The following is a 24,025-nucleotide window of genomic DNA, read 5'->3' as shown; positions in this document are numbered from 1 at the left end:
TGTTGTCAATGAATGTAAACAACACCTAGGCAGGCGCAATTATTTTCCTCGTTTGAAACTCTATAGGAGCCCGGAACGCAAAAAACCGCCTCAGTTGCCTGAAACGGTTAGTCACGTCGCTTAAGCGAAGTAGTGTAGCAACTCTCCTTTAGCACGGTAGCCGCTTCAGAGCAATACCGGTGTGCTTTGCACGCCGCTGGTTAACTGTGCGCATTTCCAAAGGAGAAGAAAAAATGGAACATCCAGTGCGGCGGGTGGTAACCCGAAGCAAAGGGCGAGTTGTAGGCTATTACTACAGTTCTAAAGCTAGGAAACTTATTCCGTGGGAATCTCAGCTGGAGCGAGATTGCTACAAGCTATTAGATCTATTGCCCAATGTGGACAGGTTCTTCGCTCAGCCATGTATAGCAATCACTGACGATGTTAGTGGGCAGCGGAAGTATTACCCCGATATCTTAGTTAAAATGACTGAAGGGCTGAAGGTCATTGAGGTTAAGCCTCTTGATGAGTTGCATAAGCAGGAAAATAGACTGAAGTTTTCTAGGGTCAAGAAATGGGCTTATGACCGCGGGTACGAATTTGAAGTATGGACCGAACGTCATGTTCGGAGAGAACCTCTCAAATCTAACATCGAAATGCTCCACAGTTATAGGTTGGTCGGGGCGGTTCAGAGCAAATTGGATGTCTTGTGCCGTTTGTTCAGTCAACGCCGCGACATCTCTCTCGGGGAAGTTTGTGATGCAATTGGATGTTCGGGAGATTTGACCTCAGCTCTTCCATACGTTGCGGAAGGTATGCTGATTATTGATTTTGATCTTCCGATTTCCTTGAACAGCCTCGCGGAACTCAACTTTGAGGAGTTTGAGTTATGACCCGCTTCCATTTACCAGAAAATACACAGCTGTTTGTAAATGGCACGCTGTATAAAGTTGTAGCTCTAACTTCTAATGATGAAGTGCACTTATCTAACCTGGAGACTGGGGAGCCATATCTGGCATCGTCAAAGGATCTCGCTAACGCAATCTATGACGGAAAGGCCAGATTAGATAATGCGAATTTTTCGGCCAACGCGCCTACGGGGAAACCTAGGCAGACTTCGTTTGATGCATTTGATGAGAAAGATAAGAGTGAAGCCCGCCGTCGCCTGAAATTCGTTAAGAAGATGGATTGCCTATATTCATCCAGCCTGAATCAAGCAGCTATTGACGCAGAAAGGTACTTCAGTGAAACGGCTGCACAAGAAACACTACCATCTGTCAGGACGCTGAAGAGATGGTACCAATGTTGGGTGGCTAGTGGTCAGGACATCCGCTCCTTGGTTCCGCGTCACGCCTTCAAAGGCGCTACCGGAGAGAAAATGTGTTCAAGGGTTTCTGCCATACTTTTGGAAGTCACAGAGAAATACTACCTCACAAAGAATAAAGTCACAGCGCGAGAGGTTTATCGGATTGTTCGGCAATCTGTTGCCAAAGCTAATATGGCGCTCCCGAGAAGTCTGAAGGTTAAAGCGCCGAGTGAACGAAGTGTGTATCGATATTTGGGCAGTATAGACCCGTATGATGTTATGTTGGCCCAAAAGGGAGCACAGATAGCAGACCAGAAGTTTAAACCTGTATATGCTGGTCCAACAGCGGCCTATCCGTTGCAAAAGGTACAATGTGACCACCACATCATTGATTTGATTGTGGTTTACCCAAACGGCGAAATTTTAGGGCGTTTATGGCTTACTGTAGCGATTGATTTGTATAGTCGGATGGTCGTGGGTTTCGACCTCAGCCCAGAGTCCCCTTCGTATCGCTCAATAATGCGGTGTTTAAGGCAAGCGTTAGTTCCCAAAGAAAAATTTCTAGAAGAAGTTGTCCAAGAGTTTCTAGCGCAATCAGATTATTCGGACTGGGCAGGGTTTGAATCAGAATGGCCGTGCTTTGGAATGATAGAAACGCTGATTGTTGATAACGGTTTAGAGTTTCACTCTCAGGATCTTTTAGACGCAGCTACTCAACTTGGCGTCTCAATTGAGTATAACCCAGCAAGAAAACCTTATTACAAAGGTGTCGTTGAGAGGTTTTTTGGCACGCTCAACAGTCGGCTAATCCACTCGTTACCGGGGACAACAATGTCAAATCCAGTCGCCCGAGCTGACTACAAATCTGAGAAAGAAGCTAAGCTAACTATTCAGGATGTTCATTACCTGATTACAAAATTTATCGTAGATGAATATTCGCGAGGTTTTCACAAAGGTATTCGCTGTAGTCCCATTGATAAATGGCTCCGTGGCACCAAAAAACGCCCGGTGAGATTGTTGGAAAGACGGGAAGACCTGAGCGTTCTTACATCTAGCGTTACCAGTCGAACTCTTTCAAGACTTGGCATAAGACTGTTCGATTTAGCTTTCCAGTCGCAAGCGTTACAAGATCTCTATCGCCGTCTTGTTAAGGGTAACATCCGGGTGAAAGCCAACCCCAAAGTGTTGGTGAAGTATGACCCAGAAAATCTTATGACAATTTATGTCGAAGACGCTCAAAACAAGGTTTTCTTACCTGCAAACTGTACGTACCAGGATTATGCGAACGGGCTTTCTCTCTGGAGGCACAAGAAGGTCAAAAGTTATTTGGGGACGGGTTCCGATACGTTCTCAGAAGAGAAGCTTTATGAGGCCAGACAAGAGCTTTACGAGGTTGCGCAACAAGTAGCAGGTAGTCGGCAGAAAAAACGCCGTAGAAATGCAAATAGGCTTCTAACTGAAGAAGATAAAGTCGGTAATCTTCATACGGTGCCCCCTTCCCTTGAACCGAGCCACCAAGACGAACTAACACGAGACTTCCCTCGAATTACATTTGAAGAAATAGAAGAAGAACTCAAAAAAAATGGTTGGACGTCTTCGGTCGTAGCTCCGAAGCGAGGTGCTGAGTGATGGAGACTTCAAGTAGATACCTGACGGACCAGCAAGCGGCGGATTATGGCGCATTTTGTAATCAACGCATCACCCATACTCAGTTCCAAAATACCTATGCAAAGGTGGCTAATTTTCATCTTGCTGGAAAGTTTGCCTATGTGCCTGGAATTATGACATTGGTCGGCGAAACAGGTGCCGGAAAGTCTTCAGTTGTTGATGACTATTGTCGAGATGCGAATGCTAAATATGAGCGCCACGCCGTCGTCTCAATAGTTGTTAGGGAAAGCAGTTCTGTGAAGGATCTTGCTGCAGGCATGTTGCGGGCACTCGGGGACCCGTTGTGCGGTAAGGGAACTAAAGAATCAATGGAACGCAGAATCGCGGAATACGCGAATTATAACGATGTGGAGATGTTTATTTTTGATGAGTTTCAACATCTGACCAACCGAGGTCAATCCGCTCGAAGTTTTGATGCCGCAGATTGGTTGAAAACCCAAGTCGAAGTTTTGCGGAGGCCGTTTCTGTTCGTGGGGTTGCCGGAAGTTGACAATATATTTTCATTAAATGCGCAGCTAGAAACTCGGAGAAAGGAGCGAGTTCAGCTTGCACCTTTCAATACGGATACAGCTGACGGGACGAAAGAAGCGGCTATGTTCTTCTATATGCTTAATCAAGGTCTTCCGCTCCCTAACCAGAAAGCATCGGCTTTACTAGATCTCGACTATGTGGGGAGGGTTGTTAGCAGATGCGGCGGTTTGGTCGGCTATATGACAAAAGTTGTTCAATATGCTGTGAAAACAGCTCTGCTTGATGAGGCAGACACATTACGATGGGAGCATATTGAAGGGGCGTTGGATGACTTGGGCGGCGTTACTTTCGAGGTTGGTCTCGGTGCAGTGCGTCCGGAAGTTCAAAAAAAGAAAACAAGGAAAGGGAAAACTCGTCAGGTTGAGGAAGCGAATAATGGAGTTTTCTGACCGTCTTGTAATTCGTTCAAAACCTTACCCTAACGAGAGCCTTATTGGTTACTTGATCCGCATTACGGAGCTAAATCATTACGACGAAATGTCTTGGGTAGCTCATTTGGCAGGACTTCAATTGTCTGGAATGAGGCCCAACGATTGGGTTGCGAAGCTAGGGGAACTCGCAAAAATTGTCGGACAACCAGTCAGCGAGCTCCGAAGCTTGGCAAGCTATCTCGTAACAGAAGGAAACCATTCGCATAGTACCTTACGTTCCGACGAGACTATCTCACGGTTTCTCATCAGGTGGCCGACGTCGAAGATATGTTTCCAGTGTGTGGATGAGTTCGGATACGTTTCAACTCTTGCTGATCTAAAATTTGTCACGCATTGCCCGCATCATGGAGCGAGGCTAATAGACCAGTGTCCAAAATGTGGAATTAGTGTGCGTTTTAATAGGGCAAAAGTTTCGCCATGTAATTGTAGCAAGGTGGTCGGGCCGTTACCGAGTTCCGCTTCCGAGGCTCGATTGGGGCTGATGAAGTTGCTATCTAATAAGTTCCAAGGCACCGAATTTGACCTGTCACCCTACTGTTTTTCAGCTGCCTTAGGAAATGGTGGGCCGAATCAAGCTCTGGGTGCAATTTCTCTAATGATTGCCATTGGTGATAATCAGATAGATCTGTCTGGCAAAGTGGCGAATAGAGTGAGCTTTGAGGAATTTGATGCCTCTGTTGAGAGGGTGGCGAATGCGCTGGTGGGGTGGCCCAACGGCTTCTTCAAGTTTGTCGATGAACTTTGTCGGCAAAGAGGGAAAGGTCAAAGAGCCTTTTCTCTAAGTGGGTATCTTGGAAAATTCTATTCGGGATTGCAGCAGCATGCGGACCAAGTTCCCTTCTTATGGGAGGGCCTGCAGCTTTACATTGAGAGATCACTGAAAACTACAATAGTTACGAAACGGGGGAATCCTACTTTGCTCAAGGGTAAAGAGGACCGGTGGTTCCTTCCTCGGGTTGTAGCTTGCAGAAGGCTTGGAGTAGGAAGGAATGAACTTCATCGTTTGGTCTGGGCAGGGTACTTGGAAGGAGGTTACGGGGCGACGAGTTATGGGGAAATGTTCTGCGTGACAAGGGAGAGCGTTGATAAATATCGAGGTTTGAAAAAACACTTAATTGGTCGGAGAGAGGTCGCGAGAATGTTGGGTATCTCGATTGGAACCCTCTACGGCCTCGTTGAAGCAGGTTGCATTCAAGAGGTGCATTCACCAAGAAAAGATCGCTGTAGAGATTGGTACTTCGATATGCGCTCAATTACTGAGTTAGTTACACAATTCGAGAACCTTGTCTCGAAAAAGAAGACTCATCAAGCCTCGGACGCTATCTCACTGAAATCGGCAATTAGTAGATACAATAAGCAAGGCTTGTCCTATTCGCGAATTTTGGACGGAATCAGAAACAAAGAACTTCGCTTGTATCGCTTTGACAACAGTTCTATGGGGTTTTTGAGGTGGGGCGTAGATGCTGATGAATTGCGGTCTTGGTATGGGCAAATTTATGTAACCGAATTGTCACCTTCAACGTGCCCGGAACAGTTAGGCTGAGCTGGAAAATATTGATACCCAAACTCGATGTTCGCGTCGCCCGAAAGTCCAAATAGTTACTTGCAAGCAGCTTGATCTTGGCCTTCCGTTACACCTCGCTGTTCTTGATTGACTTTCAGTGTTTATTCGTTAGTTTGCCGAGCTGCATCAGAGGTTCAGTTGTCAATTCGAAACCCTATGCAGGGCCTGTAGCTCAATTTGGTTAGAGCCGACCGCTCATAACGGTCTGGTTGCGAGTTCAAGTCTCGCCGGGCCCACCATTTCTCTCAATCATCTTGGCCCAGTGGTATCGGTTGATCAGATCAAGCTCGTAGGGTCTCCAAAACTGATTTGTTATGATGCTGTGATTAGTTCTCCGCAGGTTTTCTGAGCTGAACTATGAACTTGTGCATGAGGGATTTCAGTAGTGTGTTGTTATTCACTGCGCGAATACTGAATGCAAAATGGGATAGGAATCCGGATCATGTCTAAACTCGACTATCAGATCGCTTCCACCCATCAGATCCATCAGGATATTGCACAACGACTGAATCGATACCGAATTCATCTTGAACTTACCCAGCAGGAACTCGCCGATGAAGCCGGCATATCTGTTCCAACCCTCAGCCGATTGCTCAATGGCAAGGGTGCTACACTCGATACATTCCTGCGCGTTCTCAAAGCGATGAACCTAGTCGAGGCAATGGCCGCCTATATTCCGGAGCCACGTGACAGTCCGTTAGCGCCACGTCGTGCTCGGCCAATTGCAGATCGGCAGCGTGTTCGGGGCAAGAGTGAGCCGCCTGTCTGGGAAGGCTTCGATGATACCGCGCCTATATTCGATGATGACTAAATACCAGCAACCCGCGTCCGAGTGCCGCGGGTGTTTTGGCATCTGCCAAACAGGTGCGTACTCGATAATGACTGCTATTAGGCCCCTGATTTAATGTATCACTATTGATACGTTAACGTCGAAAATGCCAGTTAATACATCAAAATTGATGTGTTAGTGTTTGGCGATATTGCCCTCCCAAGAAACTGCCCGGCAACGTGCCGGGCAGTCCGTGTTTGCTCGATGTCACAACCTGATATCAGGACGCCTTTTTCGCTTCTTTTTGCTCTTGGAGTGTTTCAAGGGCCGGTTTGAGATAGCACGAAACATAGAAGTATCTGCGATCTCTCATGGCCTGTTTAAGTGCCTGCTTGAGAAGTGTCTCCAGATCAGTTTGGTTGTGCATCGAATTCCCTCCATGGAAGCAAAACGGGCGATATGCCCAGGACAACACAACACGCAACCTATGATTTAGATGTGATGGTGGTAATATCAGAAAATGAATTTATCGCGAGCAGGCTCAAGCATCAGAAAATTCAAAGAAAATATCGATACTTGCTGTTAAACTTTTTGGCGTTTTACACATGACAGATGTCTGGTGTTCCCGGAGGCTCTGTGAACCATCAGATTACAAAGGAGCGTCGGAATGCCTGACTTGCAGGGAGATCAAAGTGCGAATTATCTCGATTCAGCCATTCTGAATTCTTTGCGGCAGCTTATTGAGTTACATCCGGCTCTTGAGCAAGCGACCGGGCAGCTCCCGAGGTTCGACATCGTGCTTGATGCGAACATCGCCATTAGAGATTTGTTGTATAAATACCGAAAACCTCACCTCAAACAAACCACCCTTGAAGAGGTCGTCAAATCAGGTGTCGTAAGGCTTTACGCACCGAGCTGGCTTGAAACGGAGATGCTGTCTAGCACCATCCCGCAGATATCGGAAAAATTCAAAATACCGCAGGAAACCCTGTTTTCCAGTTGGGAGAGCTATAAGGCGATCATCATATTTGACGCACGATTTAATCAACCAGAAGAGGTCAACTCATCGTGCTTAGACCCCAAGGATGCCCCTTATGTGCAGCTACAGAACGCCATATCGGCGCTCGGTATCTTGAGCTACGATAGAGATATTGATGCGCTGGGGGGTACCAGGCTTGACCGAGAACTCGTGATGACGATCCGCGCCTACGCGCGCTCAGCCAGCTATTCGGTTTCGATCAAGGTAGGGGGTGTTGTTATTTCCAACATAAGCCTCTCGGTGCTGGGAGACGTCATGCTGTTTTTCCGTGATATGGTGGCACGCATGCCTGACTGGATGAAGCTGCTGTTGTTGGTCGGGGTATTCTTTGTGTTGGCCCATCCAGAGAGCCGTGCACGTCTCACTGCTGTGATCAGATCCATTGGCCAGGGGATCGGCGATGTCTGGCCGGACATTCAACAGTTTCTGGTCTATGCATCAGACAAGGTTGCTGAGGAACAGAGAGCCCTTGCCGAGCTGAACAACGCGACCAAACCGTATACCGGCTCGTGAAAGTGAATGCCGGCTATCTTGCCGAGATTACGGAAATCGTTTCGACCGTTCACTTTTCACCATCAGTTACACGCGTCCAGAGGTGACCGATTGTCCCGACGGCTTCGACGTTTTCAATAATCAGCTGCAGTTCTTTGGCGTGATCAGCCTGAAGTGCGCCGTTTCTTTTTTGGCGATCGGCCGGAATTCCCTGACGACCATTCAGATCATAGACTGTCGCGGAAATTCGATAATCATAACCTTCTTGGCTTAGAACGCGATAACACGTGACGGGAATGTGAGTACCTTGTCGGACGGCGTCGTAGCCGCACATGATGCTGGTATATGGCGATAGAAACTCATGTCCGCGGACCTTTACCGAACGCGTGACAATTAGTTTCACCGAGCCGCCGGGGATCTCTGTGTCGAGCGCACTGTCATTGCTGACAGGAATCATGCGTTGTTCGCTTGCCAAGCTATCCAGTAGATTGAATGTTTCTTCGACCCATTTTTGCTCCTGACTATATGCAGGTTGGGGGATGTTTATTGCAATGGTGAGCAAGGTGAAGATGGCAATGTAAATTAATTGGGGTTGAGTGGGCTTCAACTGCATTTTGAAGATCCATATCTAGGTGAGCAGGTTCCTACTAAGCTGCCTCTTGCGGTCGCGGCGCAAATCTTAGTGCATGAAGGAGATCTACATCTTTCTCAACCTATCGCATGCGGAGAGTTCTCCGACTTTGCAGATTTTGTTATCAGGCCAGTGTAATCCGGTGCCAGACAGAACGGGGGAGCGATGAGCGCACCCTGCCCGATTGAGATCGCTCTGTGTTAGTCCCTTGCTGTTTGTGAAGACGGCGCCAGTGAGATCTGCATCAGTAAAACTGTTCAAAAAATCATCGGAAAAAATCGCGTTCGTGAAATCAGCTTCTTTAAGGCAAGCCTTGCTCAACCAAGTCATTTGAAAAACCGCTTCACCGAAATTTGCGCCCCTGAGATCTGCTTCTTCAAATATCGCATCTATAACGGTTTTTCGGAATTTAGTGTGCGCCATCTGTGCCTTTGCAAATGAAGTTTTCTCAAGCGCAACGCTCGAAAAATTGGCATTTGACAGGTTGGCCGACGTGAACATCGCTCCTTGGAGGCGACTGGAATAGAAGTTTGCAGAACGAAGTGACGCTTCCATTACTGCTGCACCTTGCAAATTGGAATTCACGAGATTGGCGGAATCAAGCTGAACTCCAACCAACCATGCACCGGGAATTCCAAGCCCAGCGAGTGGCTCCCCGCGTTGGTTCAAGAACTCCAAAGCGGGTATTTTTCCACTGTTGCCTGGGACTGGGGATGTCGCTGTCTGCCACATCCGGACGATACGTTCTTCCTGCGAAGACTTATACTCGTGATATATGCCAAAAGCGCCGATTAATGCTAATGTTGCAGCGGTACCTTGAAATACTAGAGCGTTTCACAATTTGTCAGAATCTATAGGGATTCCCAAAAGGTCTGAATTGTGATTCAAGATGGATGCTGGATGAGGAGGCCAGCATCCATGACCCGACCTTATTCGAATGATCTTCGCGAACGTGTTGTTTCTGCGGTTCAAGCCGGAGAGAGCTGCCGAGCAGTGGCCGCCCGCTTCGATGTTGCGGTTTCATCTGTGGTCAAATGGCAGCAGCGTTACCGTTCAACAGGAAGCGTCGCGCCGCGCAAGATGGGCGGTTATCGCAAACGCGTTCTTACTGAGCACCTTGAGTTCATCCACGAACAGATCAAACAAACACCTCATCTTACGCTCCATGGCATGAAGGATTTGCTTGCAGAGCGCGGGGTGATTGTCTCGCATCAGGCGGTGTGGCGGTTTCTCAGGGATGAGGGGCTGCGCTTCAAAAAAAACACTGTTCGCTCTTGAACAGGCCCGCGCAGGTGTTGCCCGCCAGCGGCAACGCTGGAAGTCCTGGCAAGGTCGGATAGACCCGGAACGACTGGTGTTTATTGATGAAACCTGGATCAAGACCAATATGGCTCCGATCCGGGGCTGGGGTGTGAAGGGACGGCGGCTTGTCGGCTATGCGCCACATGGACATTGGCGAACGATGACCTTCGTTGCTGCCTTGCGCCATGATCAACTGACAGCGCCGTGTATCTTTGATGGCCCTATCAATGGAACGAGCTTCCTTGCTTATGTCGAGCAGCAATTGGCGCGGGTTCTGCGTCCCGGCGATATCGTCATCATGGACAATCTCGGCAGTCACAAATCCCGCGCGGTGCGGGACAGCATAAAAGCAGCAGGTGCCCGCTTATGGTTCCTCCCGCCTTATAGCCCTGATCTTAATCCTATCGAACAGGCCTTCTCAAAGATCAAACACTCGATGAGAACCGCCCAGAAACGAAACCTCGAAGATACTTGGCGTCAGGTCGGGCATATCACAGGGACATTTTCGCCAGACGAATGCGCGCGATATTTGAGAAATGCCGGATATGTTTCTGTGAAAACGTGAAACGCTCTAGGCGACACGAAAAGCACCGCCCAATTGCATAGAAGTACTGTCGGGCGGTCCATTCGAATGCCACCAACAGCAATGAAAATGGGAAAAGGCGTAGATAAAGTTTTTCGGGAAATTTTTGACGCATTTGCCGCCAGTTTGGGCGTTTTCGTGACCTTATCATTCGCAGGCCTCCTTCGGGAGGGTGCTGATCGCTTGGCGGTGAACTGCCTTTGATACTCGGTCGTGATTTTTGATAATGACCGGCTTTTCTTTTGGTTGATCGACGTCCTTCGAAATATCGAACCGCAACCGCTTTTCAAAGTAATAGAACAATGCCTTGCGTATGTTCATGATCCGTTTGCCGCCATCCATCTCGTAATCCAAGGCAATTGTTTTCTGTTGCGCCGGTGATAGCTTTGGGTTGGGGATGAGCTCGACATCAACAAATTCTTGCCACTGCCAATCATCTTGAGCTTCAGCAACTGATGCGCCGGTCAGTTCGCAATCTCGACATCTGGAAACGATGAAATCTTTGAACTTGTGGTCAATGTGGCAAAATGCGCGGATGTGCCAGCGAAGACCGTCCGAGGCCAAAGCGTGGGGGCTGATTGAGCGCCGGATAGGTTCGGGGCGCTGATTGTTCATAGAGTGGTACAAAATCTCTAATGATCTTTTGTCTTTAATGGCCGTCAGCAATTTGCGGAGAATAATTGGGTTCATCTTTCGAAAGGGAATCGGCATCAAATCGATATCTGGAATATAACTTAGCCAAGTTTCCGATGGGCTTTCGCGAAGAGCGGCATGCAACTGAGATAAATAAGAATTCGCGTCTGGCTCAATCAGCTTCGGTTTGAACTCTTTGGTCGCCAGATAGACTTTAAGGCGCGCATCATATGTAAGATTCTCGGAAGCGAGCTCTTTGTATGCGCTCAGATCTGTTGATGCCTGGGGTGTCGAAACACCAAAGACATCGGAAATGTCGCCGCGATTAATTTGACCTTCCCAATATAGTCGAAACTCAATGAACTCCAGACGGCGCTGTACGCCCCAAGGACGGCGGCTCGGTGTGTCAGACATGAGATTCTCCATATGCGTATAGTTTCTTTATTGACATAGTTTCTTTATCCATCTAGATACTTTACTGATGAATGAGTCAGGGTCAATCAAAATTTCCCCGACTCTTAAGTAGATGAACCGTGCCGTGACCTGCGAATTGGATAGCTTAATGTAGCCTTTGCCTGAGTTTCTCTACCGGATAGCCGGGATCTGACTTCAGGCGGATCGTTCCTGCTTCGCACATGCGGACAACACATTGTCCAGCGGATGAGCCGCTGAAGTGAGGAACCATGAAAAACGCTAAGGTTACTTTTTTTCCACTCGGCAACGCCGATACCCTCCGCATTGATCTGTCGGATGATCGCAAAGTTTTGATCGACTATGCGAATATGCGAACAGGTGAAATCGGTGACAAACGCTGCGATCTCCCCACCCTGTTGCGCAAAGACCTCGAAGACGCCAAACGCAATTTCTTTGACGTGGTGTGCATCACGCACATTGATACGGACCATTGCAAAGGGTTCGGTGATTTCTTCTGGCTGGATCAGGCTGTAAAATATCAGGGTGGCGATCGGGTTAAGATTAATGAGCTTTGGGTGCCCGCGGCTGCCATCCTCGAAGAGGGTGTCACGGATGACTCGCGGCTAGTCCGACAAGAAGCACGGCATCGATTGCGCCAGGGCTCAGGTGTTCGCGTTTTCTCTTTGCCCAAACGTCTTAAGGCTTGGATGAAGCGCGAAGGCATCAACTATGAAGAGCGAAAACACCTGATTGTTGATGCAGGCAAGCTGGTTCCGGGCTTCAGTAGCGAAGGTCCAGAAGGTGTGGAGTTTTTCGTCCACAGCCCGTTCGGTTGGCGTCAAGACGCGAACACCGTTATTGAGCGCAACGAAGATTCCGTTGTTCTGCATGCCACTTTCAAAATTGATGGTCAGGAAAGCCGGTTCCTGATTGCCTCAGACGTCAAGCACGACACGTTGTCAGATATCGTCAACATTACACGGGAGCGCAAGAACGATGATCGTTTGCGTTGGGACTTACTGAAACTGCCCCATCACTGCTCTTATTTGTCGATCGGTCCCGATATCGGGACAGAAATGACTGAACCGGTTCCAGAGACCAAATGGCTGTATGAAACACAGCGTGAAGAAGGCAGCTATATTGTTTCGCCATCAAAGCCGATCCCAGTAAGCGGTAGTAGAGAAGACAAAGATGTTCAGCCGCCGCACCGGCAGGCAGCGAACTACCACAAGGCTGTGAGCAGCGAAAAGGATGGCAGGTTTATTGTCACGATGGAACAGCCCTCATCGACAAACCCCAGACCTTTCAGCTTAACGATTTCAGAGCGCGGTATCTCCATGACCGTCGCAGCTTCATTGCTTTCATCTGGCGCTGGGGGTTCAACCCCGAGGGCTGGGTGATGGAGTTCGACGCTTGGCTCGACCAAGCTCCCAAGATTTCTGAATCTGACGTTCAAAGCCGTTCAGCACGCGCTTTCATCAACTATGTCACAAAGCATGCCGAGCAGGCTGTGCAAGTGACTGAACTGCGACAGAATGATGATGGTACATATGTGGTAATAGACCTTGAAACCGGTCGTCCACAAAAAAGCCATTACCCATTCAAGCTCGTTGAACGATTGGCCGTCTTCTTTCGTCAAGAAGATGCTCATCCCATTGTTTGGGTTCTACGCGAAGATTTTCCTGAAACGCCTCATCTCATGGTGACATCGGAAGGCTTGCCTAGGGCGATTTGTATCGATGATCGCCATTGGGCTGACGCGCGCCTGACCTGGACGCCGGCAGAACTCCTTGTTCGGATACTGAGTTGGTTTCGACGTGCGGCGAATAATGAGTTGCATGATGCCATGCAACCGATCGATCCAATCATGTTTGGAAATGTGGCAACGTTGATAACGGACCGCAAACTGCTAGATACTCTGTCGGAAACAGACTTGGTAGGGATCGAGCTCAACGAAAGTTTACCAGTTTTTCGGCTGATCCCCGAGAGTGAGCTTTCGTCAGAGCGCCTCCCTCGTATGTCACTGAGTATCGTACGCTACCGACTGCCTGAACAACAGATGCGGCGGATGACGCATGCGCCACGAAACTTGATCCAGCTAATTGAAATGGTTTCGAAAGCGGGAGGAGATCTAGAGACGGCTCTCGCAGTCAAACTCAGCGATTGGCTCGATCAAGAGCGTGCTTCTGGGTGCAGACTTAATAGTCATTTTGTCGTTGTGCTCGAAATTCCCATACAGTCGCCGACAGACGAGAAAGAGGTGATCGTCGATCATCGGGCCTTTATTGGCAGGTATAAAGCAGGAGACGTTGCTGTTCATTTTGGCTTGGCCCTTGAGGCGGATCGTATGCATGGAAGCATCGTAGGCTATGCCAAAAAAGTGGTGCGTTCGGAAATTGACAAATCAGCCCTTGAAAAAGTCGCCCTTGCTCCTTGTGAACTCCAGTTTGAGCTTGATCATGAGCTGGCGGCAACAATGTCAGGGAAGCCTGAACGCACGCTGCGTAAAGTGGTTGTCGTCGGGGCTGGCGCCGTTGGGTCTCATGTGCTTGACGTTCTAGCGCGCCAAGGTGGATACGAATTTTCGATCATAGATGACGATATTCTGTTGCCGCATAACCTTGCGCGCCACACCGCTCTTAGGGAGGATATCGGTAAACATAAATCCAATATTGCGGCGCAAAGAGTGTTTGGCATCTTGCAGGGCTCTAGCGCAAAAACGATTGTTGCGGACATCGAAACCCAGAATTCTGATCTGCGGCCGCAAGTTGATGCATGTCTGGATTCTGCAGAGATCATCATTGATGCAACCGCGTCGGTGAGTGCCGCCAGATTTTTATCTGACCACCAAAGCAAAGCGAGAAGAGCCAGTGTATTTTTTAACCCAGCAGGAACTGCTGGCGTCTTGCTAGTCGAGCCAAGTGACCGGTCAATCTGTTTGCGTGATCTGGAAGCGAGATACCTCGCTTTCGTGGCAAGTGACCGGGCACTAGAAAATCACATGGCGCCGCCGACAGGAAAATACACATATACAGGTGCGTGTCGCGCAATCACCAGCAGAATTCCCGAAAGTAACGTTATGGTATTGAGTGGCCTGATTTCTCGTGGCTTGGACCAAGCTCTTGATGAGCCTGTATCGGTGATAAATATTTGGTCGATGTCTGACAATGGTGCTGTGCGTGTGGATATGCCTGATGCTACACCAGTTGAGCAGTTCCGGGTACAATCAGGCTGGACCATTTCTGTTGACGAAGGTCTGAAGAGCTACTTGTTGAAGCAGCGTGTCGCGCACCTGCCAAACGAAACTGGCGGTTATATGACTGGTCTCGTCGATATCTTGCACCAGTCAATTCATATTGTCGGCGCCTCTCAAGCACCTTCCGACAGTCAGAGTTCTCCAGAAAGTTTCACTCGAGGGCGGGATGGTGTCGAGGCTGAGCTAAATGCTGTTCACGAGCGATCAGGCAAACAGATTAGATATGTCGGTGAGTGGCACTCGCACCCTGACGGGGTAGGAACAGCGCCCAGTGCGCTTGATATGGAGCAACTGGATTGGTTGGCCAGTTTGTTTGATATGGACCGACTGCCTTGTTTGATGCTGATCGTCGGAGAGGAAAATATTCGCGTTATCTTCGTCGACGAAGAAGCGTCCAAAGTAGAGCAATTTTCCTACTGAAGGAGCTATAGGCCGTTATGTCGAGAAAGGAAGCATCAGAGACGATCGGATTGGCATTGTCTGGAGGAGGATCTAGAGCGATTGCTTTTCACCTAGGATGTCTTCGAGCGTTGCATGATCTTGGCGTGCTCGAGAAGGTCGATGTCATATCGACAGTTTCTGGAGGAAGCGTCGTCGGGGCTCTGTACGCTACTCATGAAGGGTCATTCGAGCAATTTGAAGAGAAGACGCGTGACTTTCTAAGTGCTGGCTTGGTGGGGCCAAGTGTAAAGAAGGCCTTCACGAGCCTAGAAGGATTGAACGCATTCATCTGCGCGATGTTTTTGCTGAGCGTGAACATCTTTCTGTTGATGTTTGCGGTCGTCATACGGGGACTTTCATTGGTTTTGCCCGGACTTAGGCTTCAGGCGCTCGGCAAAGTTCGCGCACCTCTGAAACGTTATGCAAGTCGCACGACGATCCTTCGGCGCGCACTTGATGATGATATTTTTGGTGGTAAGAAGTTTCGTGACTTGCCGAAAAACGGACCGCTTTTTATCGCCAACGCTGCAGACTTGCGGACGGGCTCGGCGTTCTATTTTTCAAATAGAGACAGTGGTTCCTGGCGTCTAGGACGCGTTTGTGACGACGGCCTCAAAGTTGCGCACGGTGTAGCTGCGTCAGCGGCCTATCCACTTTTGTTGCCTGCACTAGATGAAACACTGGCATTTGAGAAACCCGATGGCACGCGTCGTGAAGAACGTGTTACGCTAACCGATGGTGGTGTTTACGATAACTTGGGTTTGGCACCTCTTTGGCCAGATCGAGACCCCAGCATCAGCCTCAATGCTCAGAAAGTCGATACCATAATCTGTTGTCGAGCGGGTTATGGGCTAAGGTTTGATTCTCCAAACCAATTCATATTCGCAAGAATGGCCAGTGCGTTCACAACTATTCATGATCGTGCCCAAAACTTTGCAACCAAGCGTCTGTTTGATCTTCGTTCCTCTGGTCAGCTTAAGGCGTTCGCAATGCCTTACCTTGGAATGAAGGACCGAGCCGATTTTTCTGACGGGGAAGGATTTGTATCACGTGAAGATGTGTTCGGATATCCAACAGACTTTTCCGCCATGTCGGATGCCTGGATCGAAAAGCTCTCAAGGCGCGGTGAGCAGCTGACGCATAGGTTGGTGAATGAGCATTTGCCCCACCTATGCGTGAAGGACGAGTTTGTTCATTAAGTGGGGCGTCCTCCATGGACCTTTCGAAAATCAGACGTCGTGCGGATTAAATGAGCGATATCAGGGTTAAGCCAGGCGCAGACCTCTTCAATCCGCTCATATACTTTGGTAGGGCCTTTGGTAAAGATGATCTCATGGTGTGCCAGACGGTTACGCATAACGCGTAGCTCATCAAGTGCGGTATAGGCTTCCTTTCGATCCACATGTTCTGGAGCATGCCGAAAAACAGGCTTTCGTACGCCCCCGGTCCAGAGTGAATTCTTGAAGTCACTTGAAAGCAACTTGACCCAAAAACCGAATGTCAGTTGAGAAATCACACAGTCCGGTGTTACGCGCTCCAGGCTGCGTTTTCGCTTAGCCAGTTTTTCTCTGGTTTTCTCAATTTCCATCTGAACTTTTGGGTGCAGTGCTGGGACTGGATTTCCATTCAGTCCTTTCGGCCAGTGTCTTTTGTCTCTGGCTAGCATTGGCCAATTTGCGCCTGTGCGGTCGTAGAGTAGTTGTGACATCGCGTTTCTGACACCGACTTCAACAAAATGAAAGGGCATCAGAAGACTCTCACTAAGCACGATGTTCCAACGGTAAAGACGAAACGCTAGCTCTGCATCACCTCGAGCTTCATTCAGATAGACGCGAAATCTTGGTTTAGACAAGAACGCCAGCATGTCTGGTTTTTCCGAGATCAGAAATGGAGCCCCATTTTGATCAAGCGTGTATCTTGAGCTTCGGCGTTCGAAATTCACGTTGCTGACCTTGTGTTAATGACGGGAACAGGTCAGCAGAAGTTCAACTTTATTGCAAGCTAATGTAGAGGCAATTTCAAAAAAGAAAGAGCGGCGCAGCCGTAAAGCCACCCGCTCCTATTCCTTTGACCGCAGGGTTTTCTTGCTAATGCAAGGGAAACGCTCCCGCAGCTCACAAGAAAGCTTGTACTAAATATCAGGAATCTTGATCAACAAAAAAATGCGTATTTTTTCGTAATTTAATTAGTCACAAATTCAGATTTACGTGAGTTGTGGGTTTTCGTACGTGGTAAATGCTAGCAAAACGTAGTCACTGATCTATCGCTCCTCCTGTTGCAGCACAAAACCCACCCGCAATTGTGCTCAGTCGAATTGTCATAATTCGGGGTTATGGCGTCGTTAATGCCTCGCATGGTCTAGGAGAGTTTTTTGTGAGCACCTCAGCGTTCAACGATATTTGACCAACCTTTCGATTGCTTGTGATGAAGCTGAAATCTCTCGGTCTGATGGTGTTTGTTCATGCAAAGCAATTAGTTCATCTTCAGCGTTGCTAGCTAAAGTACCGATTTCCGCAAAGCCATATGTTTTGGCTGTTCCGGCAAGTTTGTGTGTGCAATTTATCAGGTGATGAATTGATGCATCATCCTGCCGGTTTACATATTGTTCCCAGCTCGTCGATATCTCAGTCAATTTTTCCGGAATGCTTTTGGCATAGTCGTCCTGAAGCTTTTTCAGTTTGGATTTGAGATCTGCTTTTTGGGCATCGTTCAATAGAGTCATAGTGTCCTCATTAACGCGCCAATTGTTCCAGCAGGGCACTCGATGCTGTGGGAAAATTTATGAGAAATATGGGCAGCTGCTTGTGCTTGAGGACACGTTGCGGGAGTTTCAACGATTACTGCGTTATTTTGAGACGTGTTCAAGATATTCGAGCATGTCTCAACCGAGGCACCCGATAATACAATCGTAAGAGGACGCGCACCGATTGCGACAAGTGTTTGATGCAGCCATGACAATTGAAGATCAGGACTTCTGACACCTTTCGAAATACAAAATGAAAAGGTGCCTTCCTCAAGGCTTTCCAGAGCAAGTCCTGCAGATGCGAAAGCACAGTAAATATGCCCATTTTCAAGATTCTGGCCATCTTGGGCAATCATTACAGGAACAGATGCTCTTTTACGAAGATAACGGATGAACCCATCCAGACAGGACTGCGGAACATTGGGTTGGATGATAATGGGCGGGCAGTGGTTGCCAAGTTGCCCGAACAAAGCCGTGACGCTGTCCTGACTTCCTGCACCCATACTGATCAGGAGAAAAGTGTGGGAGGAGTCGCTGCTGTCGATCCGGCTCTGAAGTGCTTTCAACTCGTCTTCCGAAGGTTTGGCCCGGATATCATTATCATCTGTCGCAGGAGCATGATGCCGTCCCCAAAAGAGAATTTTTTCAAGGATTGTGTTGGCAATGCCGTCTATATCGATGTCCATCAGCGAAGCTGATTTCCAGATGACATCAACTGCACCAACTTCCATGAGGCGCTCTGCAAGAGCACTGCGGCGTTCTGTCAGAGAACTCAGGATAATGATTGGCACGTCATGTGTCTGAGCAATTTCAGTTGTGGCCGCAACACCATCCAGCCCCGGCATAGAGATATCCATGGTCACGATGTCAGGGGACAGTTCTTTGACCGCACGGATTGCGTCTTCACCATCTTCTGCTTCGCCGATGATTTCGATATCAGGATGTGCATCGCAGACGGTTCTGATCGCCATGCGCATGAACACCGAATCATCACAGATCAAAAGTCGTATGGGTCGGGAAGGTGTCATATCCTCGCTGCCTGTCGTTCGTGCCACAGTACTTTTTCTCCTATCGTGCCTGATTAGATCAATGGATCTATCGGGTTGGATACAACATCAATGTCAATTGTGGCGGATGCTTCTGCATTTGTTGCCGTGGAACTGTCGTTCACGGATGCCGTTACCGTAAGATGAAGATCATCCGCGGTTTCAGGTGTAATCGTCAAGCCGACAAGGTCGGCAAGCTCAAGACTGTAGCTGCCATCTGGGTTTAATGTCCCTGAGTTCAATGTGGCACCGTTATCGACGCCGTCAATGGTGACCGAAAGCTCTTCTGTCAAAGCCAGATCGCCGACAGTGATTGTCAGGGGAGTAGGGCTGTCTTCGAGTGCAATTGACGGAATCTCAATATCAATGGTCGGGGCATCTGCAACATTAAGGACCTCAAGGTTAATCTCAGCAAGACTGCTGTTGCTTGTCCCGGTGATCGGGTCACTCACGGTGGCTGTGACTTGCAGTGTGCCGCTTCCTGGCTCCAGTGCCGTGATGGTGAGCCCGGCAAGATCATCCCCGGTCAGGCTCCATGAGCCATCAGGGTTGAGTTCTCCCGCACTGAGGGACTGACCTGAAGTCAGGCCTTCTACCGTTACTTCAAGCAACTCGCCGGGCGCCAACACACCAACATCAATGGTGAGCGGCGATGCACTGTCCTCAACCACAAGGCCCGGAAGACCAAGGTTCAGGAGTGGCGCATCTGCAACATTAAGGACCTCAAGATTGATCTCAGCGAGACTGCTGTTGCTTGTGCCGGTGATTGGATCATTAACCGTGGCAGTGACTTGCAAAAGACCACTTCCCGGTTCCAATGCTGTAATGGTCAGCCCGGTAAGCTCATCCCCGGTCAGGGTCCATGAGCCATCAGGATTGAGTACACCGGCACTCAGGGTCTGTTCAGAAGTCAGACCTTCGATTGTCACTTCAAGCAATTCGCCGGATGCCAACACGCCAACATCGATGGTCAGAGGCGTCGCACTGTTTTCTAGCACGATACCCGGCAGCCCAAGATTAAGGAGTGGCGCATCTGCAACATTAAGAACCTCAAGATTGATTTCAGCGAGGCTGCTGTTGCTTGTGCCGCTTATCGGATCATTGACCGTCGCGGTGACCTGCAAAAGATTACTTCCCGGTTCCAGCGCCGTCACAGTCAACCCAGCAAGCTCATCCCCGGTCAGCGTCCATGAGCCATCTGGATTGAGCACTCCAGCACTCAGCGTTTGTTCTGAGGTTAGGCCTTCGATGGTTACTTCAAGCAACTGATCAGGTGCCAAGACGCCAACATCAATGGTTAGTGGGGTTGATGCATCCTCCAAAACTATTCCCGGAAGTCCGACATTCAGGCTTGGCGCAGGTACAGGCAATGCATCAATTGCGACAATCTCACCATCAAGATAAATTTCAACAGTTTCGATATCGTCGATCGTCAAGCGCAACGCATCAAGCGTAATGCTTTCAGACGAGCCAGAATCAACATGACTTTTCAGGGCCTGAAGGGCATCACGAACGCCATCACTGTTGAGCTGGTCGGATGTCAGATGCAGTTTGAGAACATCATAATGCCACCCGCCATCAACCACACCGACCCCGTCGGAGGTCAGATCAACAGTATAGTTAAGTTCGTCATTCTCACTTTCGCCGTAAAGGCGGTCGGCGCCTGATCCGGTTAGGCTGTCATTCCAACTGCCACCTGCAAGGATATCGGTGCCGTCACCGCCATCAAGCGTATCCGCACCAGACCCACCATAAAGTGTGTCATCACCTGACTGCCCTTCGATGACATCGTGGCCGCTATCACCGTAAACCGTATCGTCGCCGCCACCGGCCAAAACCGTATCATTTCCGCTATAGGCATAAATCAGATCGCCGCCATCACCCATTTCAATGTGGTCGGACCACCAGGTGCCGTGTGCAATATAGCCCGGTGTGTTGGTGATATCGATATTCAAGGTGCCATTGACCGATGTGCTATCGCTGCCATCTATGGCTGTTGCTGTTATCGACAGCTCGAAATTATCAACACACCCATCGGGTGGAGTGATGCTCAGCCCATCAAGTTGATCGGCAGTCAGGGTCAAGGTGCCATCTAGATTAACATTACCATTATTGAATGTTGCGCCATCAGGGATGTCACTGATCGTCACGGACAGAAGCTCACTGCTATCACTTAATCCGGCATCAATGTCGATATTGATCGGACCATGACCATTTCCACTGGTATCGGTTAAGTTCAGGGTTGGGGAGTCTGCAACACCGGCAACATTGATGCTGAGGGTTTCGGATACAGAAGCCGTACCATCGCCCTCAGTGGAAGTCGCAGTGACCTTAAGGTCAAAGGATCCACTATAATCGGCCGCTGGTGTGATGGTCAGGTCGTCCAGTTCATCGGTGGTCAGGGTAACGGTGCCGTTTGGATTGACGATACCGGCCGATAGAGTAGCCCCTCCCGGAATATTTGAAATTGTGATAGAGAGGACATCACTGTTGTCAGAAAGACCTGCATTGATATCCAGCGCAATGGCAGTGTCTTCGTTCCCGGATGCATCCGATGTTGCCAGGGTCGGTTCTGCGGAGGCAGTACTTATATCGTCAATATCTACAACTATACCATCGACATGAATTTCGAGCGTTTCGATGCCATCGACCTTCAATGCAAGTGCGTCAAGGGTGATGCTGTTGTTGTTTCCACTGTCGATGTGTTGATTTAGCATTTGCAGCGCATCACGTACGCCTTCTGCTGCCAGTTGTTCTGTTGTCAGATACAGTTTGAGTGTGTCATTGCCCGATCCGCCATCAACAATTCCGATCGGGTTGGAAGACAGATCGACAGTATAACGAATTTCGTCGCTATTGTTTTCACCATACAATTGATCTGACCCGGAACCGGTTAACAGATCGTTTGATTGGCCACCCAAAAGGATATCTGTACCTTCTCCCCCATCAAGCGTGTCGTTGCCGTGTCCGCCAATCAAGGTATCGTTGCCTTCTCCCCCTCCCAGAATGTCTGTACCATTGCCGCCAAAGATCGTGTCATCTCCGGCACCCGCATTAACTGTATCGGGGCCATTCCCGGCATAGATCGTATCATTTCCAGAACCGGTATTGATGACATCTGGCCGGTTGGTGCCAAAAACAACCGCGTCGGGAGCACTATCGCTTTCAATCTCCACGGTCAGGCTTTGGGTGATGGATGCTGAGTCGGTACCATCGGTTGAGGTTGCCGTGACGCCAAGATCGAACGATCCGCTGAAATCTACGGGCGGTGTAATGGTCAGGCCATTGAGTTCGTCGGCGGTCAGGGTCACGGTGCCGTCCGGGTTGATGGTGCCTGCCGACAGGCTTGCGCCTTCCGGAATGTTGGTGATAGTAACTGACAGAACTTCACCGGCATCGGTGAGGCCTGCATCAATGTCGAGAGCAATGGCAGTGTCTTCAGTGCCAGTTGCATCGGTAACATCTAGGGTGGGGGCATCGGCAGTGCCTGTGACGGATACATTCAGTGTATCACTAGTTGTTGCCGTATCGCTTCCATCCGTCGAAGTTGCCGTTATTTCAAGATCAAACGATCCACTGTAATTTGCTGGCGGGGTAATCGTCAGGCCGTCGAGCTCAGCGGCGGCCAGGGTAACTGTACCGTCCGGATTGACCGTACCTGCCGAGAGGGTTGCGCCTTCCGGAATGTTGGAGACCGTGACCGACAGAACTTCACCGCTGTCTGTCAGAGCAGCGTCAATATCGAGGGCAATGGCGCTATCTTCGGTGCCGGATGAAGCAGCAACGACGAGATTAGGTGCATCAGCTTGATCTTCAACGGTGATGCTTTGCGTTGTGGATACTGATTGGGTGTCTGTTCCATCTGTTGAGGTGGCGGTAACAGTAAGGTCAATACTGCCCCGGAAATCAGATGGTGTGGTCAGGGTCAAACCGTCCAGTTCGGCTGGCTCAAGCGTCCAGCTGCTATCTGGGTTTAGGGTACCCGCCGACAAGGTCGCATTTTCAGGCAATCCGGTGACATTGATGCTGAGAGTTTCAGAACCATCGGCATCCGTAAGTGCTGCATCGATGGTAACCGGATAAGCTATGCTACCGGTTTCCGAAGACTGCACTAGATCAGTATTCCCAACGACAACGCCATCACCAAACGAAATTGCTTCGATTTGGTTTACAGTCAACATTTGTCCGGTATCAAGATCAATGATCTGGGTATTGATGACGCCTTGGTTGGCCGTGAAATTCTGCAATGAATAGGATGTGGATGGCTTTCCTAGATATAGAACATCGTCACCAGAACCACCATCAAGTGCGGAAGACTGACCGATGTCACCGTTGATCGTCAGGCTGTCATTGCCATCGCCCAAGCGGATGTTATTGCCCTGGTTGGTGTCTCCATTCAGGACAACGTCATCATCCCCGCCACGCAGATCAAAGTTTTCATTTATGTTCAGGTCACGGTCGATGACATAGGTCTCGTTTCCATCCGTACCTTGATGGTTAAAACCACCATCATCGACAAAATCATTTTGACCAGTGCTACTGTCTGTCCCTGTTGCGGTGCCTTCTCCAATCGAAATGCTCAAGGTCGGGGCGTCTGCAATTGGATTGACCTGAAGCGAAACGGTGTCGCTGACCGCAGTTGTGTCGGCGCCATCGGTAGAGGTGGCGGTCAGACCGAGATCAAATGATCCGCTGAAGTCAGCTGGTGGCGTGATGGTCAAACCATCGAGCTCGTCGGCGGTCAGGGTGACGCTGCCATCTGGATTGACGGTACCTGCCGAGAGAGTTGCGCCCTCGGGAATGTTCGAAACGGTGACCGACAGAACTTCGCCGCTGTCGGTGAGGCCTGCGTCGATGTCGAGTGCAATCGCACCGTCTTCGGTGCCGGTAGCGTCAGCCACATCAAGGGTTGGGGCGTCAGCTTCGCCTTCGACCGATACAGAGACGGTGTCAGATACAGATGCTGTGTCGGTGCCATCGGTGGAGGTTGCCGTGACACCAAGATCAAACGATCCGCTGAAGTCAGCTGGCGGTGTGATGGTCAGACCATTGAGCTCGTCTGAGGTCAGAGTGACGGTGCCGTCCGGGTTGACGGTACCTGCCGAAAGGGTTGCGCCCTCGGGAATGGTCGAAACAGTCACAGACAGAACTTCACCGGCATCGGTAAGACCTGCATCAATGTCGAGAGCAATGGCGC

At 49.5% G+C, this 24,025-nt stretch carries 17 protein-coding genes, 1 tRNA gene and 1 pseudogene; 12 read left to right on the top strand and 7 right to left on the bottom strand.

What is annotated here, in order from left to right; translation table 11 throughout:
• The first annotated feature begins 233 nt into the window (after window positions 1-233).
• From TALK_RS21190 to TALK_RS21160, 8 genes and pseudogenes are all read left to right on the top strand, one after another.
• The gene (locus tag TALK_RS21190; RefSeq protein ID WP_085621162.1) at window positions 234-872 is read left to right on the top strand and encodes a TnsA endonuclease N-terminal domain-containing protein; all 639 of its coding nucleotides are present in this window, start codon (window positions 234-236) and stop codon (window positions 870-872) included.
• Window positions 869-2,914: a Mu transposase C-terminal domain-containing protein gene (locus TALK_RS21185; protein ID WP_085621161.1), complete on the top strand. Its 2,046-nt coding sequence runs from the start codon at window positions 869-871 to the stop codon at window positions 2,912-2,914. Before TALK_RS21190 ends, TALK_RS21185 begins: the two co-directional genes overlap by 4 nt.
• A complete protein-coding gene (locus TALK_RS21180) occupies window positions 2,914-3,873 on the top strand; it encodes an ATP-binding protein (protein ID WP_085621160.1) in 960 nt (319 codons plus the stop codon). The genes TALK_RS21185 and TALK_RS21180 overlap by 1 nt, the downstream gene beginning before the upstream one ends.
• A pseudogene (locus TALK_RS22450) lies at window positions 3,860-4,261 on the top strand (TniQ family protein); the annotation flags it as partial. The gene TALK_RS21180 and the pseudogene TALK_RS22450, both read left to right, overlap by 14 nt.
• Before the next feature lie 135 nt (window positions 4,262-4,396).
• Window positions 4,397-5,458: a helix-turn-helix domain-containing protein gene (locus TALK_RS21175; protein WP_245830071.1), complete on the top strand. Its 1,062-nt coding sequence runs from the start codon at window positions 4,397-4,399 to the stop codon at window positions 5,456-5,458.
• 182 nt (window positions 5,459-5,640) lie between these two features.
• Window positions 5,641-5,718: transfer RNA gene (locus TALK_RS21170), tRNA-Ile, on the top strand.
• A gap of 203 nt (window positions 5,719-5,921) precedes the next feature.
• Complete coding sequence (locus TALK_RS21165; protein ID WP_169715089.1) at window positions 5,922-6,290, top strand: helix-turn-helix domain-containing protein; 369 nt, start codon at window positions 5,922-5,924, stop codon at window positions 6,288-6,290.
• 625 nt (window positions 6,291-6,915) lie between these two features.
• A complete protein-coding gene (locus TALK_RS21160) occupies window positions 6,916-7,800 on the top strand; it encodes a hypothetical protein (protein WP_085621157.1) in 885 nt (294 codons plus the stop codon).
• A gap of 49 nt (window positions 7,801-7,849) precedes the next feature.
• Here the strand turns inward: TALK_RS21160 and TALK_RS21155 are convergent, their stop codons facing one another.
• Window positions 7,850-8,392: a hypothetical protein gene (locus TALK_RS21155; RefSeq protein ID WP_085621156.1), complete on the bottom strand. Its 543-nt coding sequence runs from the start codon at window positions 8,390-8,392 to the stop codon at window positions 7,850-7,852.
• A gap of 84 nt (window positions 8,393-8,476) precedes the next feature.
• Entirely contained in the window at window positions 8,477-9,142 is a 666-nt protein-coding gene (locus TALK_RS21150) for a pentapeptide repeat-containing protein (protein ID WP_085621155.1), read from the bottom strand.
• A 186-nt stretch (window positions 9,143-9,328) separates the two neighbouring features.
• Here TALK_RS21150 and TALK_RS21145 point away from each other — a divergent pair.
• Window positions 9,329-10,277, top strand: a protein-coding gene (locus tag TALK_RS21145; RefSeq protein ID WP_139833905.1) for an IS630 family transposase whose coding sequence is annotated in 2 segments (ribosomal slippage) — window positions 9,329-9,664 and window positions 9,666-10,277 — 948 coding nt in all. Because the reading frame shifts where the segments join, the coding sequence is not laid out codon by codon here.
• A 165-nt stretch (window positions 10,278-10,442) separates the two neighbouring features.
• Here TALK_RS21145 and TALK_RS21140 read toward each other — a convergent pair.
• Window positions 10,443-11,342 carry a BrxR family helix-turn-helix transcriptional regulator gene (locus TALK_RS21140; RefSeq protein ID WP_085621163.1) on the bottom strand — a complete coding sequence of 300 codons (900 nt, stop codon included), beginning with the start codon at window positions 11,340-11,342 and terminating at the stop codon, window positions 10,443-10,445.
• A gap of 269 nt (window positions 11,343-11,611) precedes the next feature.
• Here TALK_RS21140 and TALK_RS21135 point away from each other — a divergent pair, with 269 nt between their 5' ends.
• Genes TALK_RS21135 through TALK_RS21125 form a run of 3 tightly spaced genes read left to right on the top strand, consistent with a single transcriptional unit; the run spans window position 11,612 to window position 16,238 of the window.
• Entirely contained in the window at window positions 11,612-12,742 is a 1,131-nt protein-coding gene (locus TALK_RS21135; protein WP_085621154.1) for an anti-phage 6A-MBL system MBL-fold protein, read from the top strand.
• Window positions 12,742-15,018 carry an anti-phage 6A-MBL system cap2_3 protein gene (locus TALK_RS21130; protein WP_085621153.1) on the top strand — a complete coding sequence of 759 codons (2,277 nt, stop codon included), beginning with the start codon at window positions 12,742-12,744 and terminating at the stop codon, window positions 15,016-15,018. Before TALK_RS21135 ends, TALK_RS21130 begins: the two co-directional genes overlap by 1 nt.
• Before the next feature lie 17 nt (window positions 15,019-15,035).
• Complete coding sequence (locus TALK_RS21125; RefSeq protein ID WP_085621152.1) at window positions 15,036-16,238, top strand: patatin-like phospholipase family protein; 1,203 nt, start codon at window positions 15,036-15,038, stop codon at window positions 16,236-16,238.
• Here TALK_RS21125 and TALK_RS21120 read toward each other — a convergent pair.
• From TALK_RS21120 to TALK_RS21105, 4 genes are all read right to left on the bottom strand, one after another.
• The gene (locus TALK_RS21120) at window positions 16,235-16,981 is read right to left on the bottom strand and encodes an Abi family protein (RefSeq protein WP_139833904.1); all 747 of its coding nucleotides are present in this window, start codon (window positions 16,979-16,981) and stop codon (window positions 16,235-16,237) included. The two genes, TALK_RS21125 and TALK_RS21120, sit on opposite strands and share 4 nt — an antisense overlap.
• Window positions 16,982-17,428: 447 nt before the next feature.
• A complete protein-coding gene (locus TALK_RS21115) occupies window positions 17,429-17,761 on the bottom strand; it encodes an Hpt domain-containing protein (protein WP_085621150.1) in 333 nt (110 codons plus the stop codon).
• A complete protein-coding gene (locus TALK_RS21110) occupies window positions 17,758-18,837 on the bottom strand; it encodes a response regulator (protein ID WP_139833903.1) in 1,080 nt (359 codons plus the stop codon). Before TALK_RS21110 ends, TALK_RS21115 begins: the two co-directional genes overlap by 4 nt.
• Window positions 18,838-18,863: 26 nt before the next feature.
• A partial coding sequence (locus TALK_RS21105; protein WP_139833902.1) for a beta strand repeat-containing protein occupies window positions 18,864-24,025 on the bottom strand: 5,162 nt, incomplete at its 5' end.

It is taken from the genome of Thalassospira alkalitolerans (genome assembly GCF_002115745.1).
Lineage (GTDB): Bacteria > Pseudomonadota > Alphaproteobacteria > Rhodospirillales > Thalassospiraceae > Thalassospira > Thalassospira alkalitolerans.
The sequence above is the reverse complement of the archived record's forward strand: the minus strand, read 5'-3'. Positions and strand labels throughout refer to the sequence as shown.